The sequence below is a fragment of the Methanoculleus sp. MH98A genome (assembly GCF_000691865.1).
Lineage (GTDB): Archaea > Halobacteriota > Methanomicrobia > Methanomicrobiales > Methanoculleaceae > Methanoculleus.
Map to the genome: position 1 here is coordinate 1 of NZ_JMIO01000131.1, position 1,725 is coordinate 1,725.

Here is a 1,725-nt window from a genome sequence, read left to right on the forward strand (position 1 = left end):
ATCGCAACTCGCACCTGCGGTGCTCCTGCTCCGCTCCTCACGGGGCATCGCAACTCGCACCTGCGGTGCTCCTGCTCCGCTCCTCACGGGGCATCGCAACTCGCACCTGCGGTGCTCCTGCTCCGCTCCTCACGGGGCATCGCAACTCGCACCTGCGGTGCTCACGCTCACTGTGTTCGCGCCTCGAAGACCTTCGGTCTTCTCGAACTCCTGTCCGAAACCCTTCGGGTTTCTCAAGCTCCGGGCGTTCCGCCCATCGCTCTTCGCGGCTCGAAGCCTACGGCTTCTCAAACTCCTGTCCTGCGGACAGTCGCACTTCGCGTGAAGTAATGTATTAAGAGATCTCCCGAGCCGCCAGCCCGTTGAGAGTGTCAGTTCCCGTCCGTACCTATATCGCGGAGCGCCTCAAGGATTGCCGCACGGACGCCGTCGGTCGTCTCGTCTTCGAGAGCTTCGCGAAGCGCTAAAACGGCCTCCTCGCCGCCGATCATACCGAGCGAACGGGCGGCACTCCGCCGCACGAACTCGTTCTCGTCGTTTCGCATCGGCCCGAGCCGCTCGACCGCCCGGGGATCGCCGAGCAGCCCGAGCCCTTTCGCCGCCATGTAGCGGACGTGATCCTTTTCATCGCCGAGGGCGGCAACGAGGGGCGCATACGCCCCGCCGTCGGTGAGCAGCCCGAGGGCCTCCGCCGCACGATAGCGCACTCTCCAGTCGCCGTCCGATAGCAGGGCGATGCAGGCGGGCACGGCAGGTTTTCCAATCGCCACGAGTCCGTGCATCGCTTCCGCCCGCACTGCCTTGTCACGATCGGAGAGCCGGGAGATCAGGGCCTGCAGGTTCAAACGATCGGCTCCAGATTCAGGGGATATGCTATGAGTCATGGTTCTGTCACTTCCGCGATGTTACGTTACGGCGTACATCACACGTTGAGACGGATTCGTAATAAGTGCTTAGGGCCGCCGGAATCCGCCGCAGGCACCGTATCTCTGCGGCCCCCTTCTGCCGTCAGATCAGAAATCCGGAAGCATATATGGCAAGACTTGCCAGAACAAAGAGACCTATCCCTGGGATGAGCGACCCCAGAGCGTCGAATAAGGGATCGCCCGCGATCCATTTTCCTAGAGCGTGCATGACACCGAATACCGCATCAAGGTATATATATTTTACCTGGAGAATAAAAATAAATCCTACTATATAACCATTTTCAATAACGATACTCGCCAGATTACAGGCTTTCAGGTTATCGAGAGATTCAAAGTGGTTTCTCGGTGCATTCCCGGGGCATGCTGCGCGCCTTCAATGAGCGAAAGGCCGCTCCGCTGAAGCGTTGAAAAATGAAAGAAAGTGACGCCCAGGACGGAATTCGAATCCGTGTCGACGGCGTGACAGGCCGTCATGATAGGCCACTACACTACCTGGGCACTCGATGTTCGAGGGGATCCCGCCTCCCGGATTCGAACCGGGGACATCGCGGTAGCCGCGCAGTTCGCCCGAGAGCGAAGACTATACTACAGCCGCGCACTCTACCAGTCTGAGTTAAGGCGGGTCTCTGCTCTAATAATGTTAGATCGAGTTGTTATTAAACATTTCGCAGCATTTGCAGAGAACGGTGCAACGCGGACGTTATTCTTTATATACAACCTCGGATAACGAGTACGTATGAACCCTACAAACGCTGAAGCACCTAGGAACGCTGAAGCGTACTGTCTTCTTCACCGATAG

General features: G+C 58.0%; 1 protein-coding gene and 2 tRNA genes. All 3 read right to left on the minus strand.

What is annotated here, in order from left to right; translation table 11 throughout:
• Window positions 1–371: 371 nt before the first annotated feature.
• Window positions 372–845 carry a HEAT repeat domain-containing protein gene (locus EI28_RS11935; RefSeq protein ID WP_231476805.1) on the minus strand — a complete coding sequence of 158 codons (474 nt, stop codon included), beginning with the start codon at window positions 843–845 and terminating at the stop codon, window positions 372–374.
• Window positions 846–1,351: 506 nt separating this feature from the next.
• Window positions 1,352–1,424: transfer RNA gene (locus tag EI28_RS11940), tRNA-Asp, on the minus strand.
• A gap of 18 nt (window positions 1,425–1,442) precedes the next feature.
• Window positions 1,443–1,549, minus strand: a tRNA-Tyr gene (locus EI28_RS11945).
• Between the last annotated feature and the right edge of the window lie 176 nt (window positions 1,550–1,725).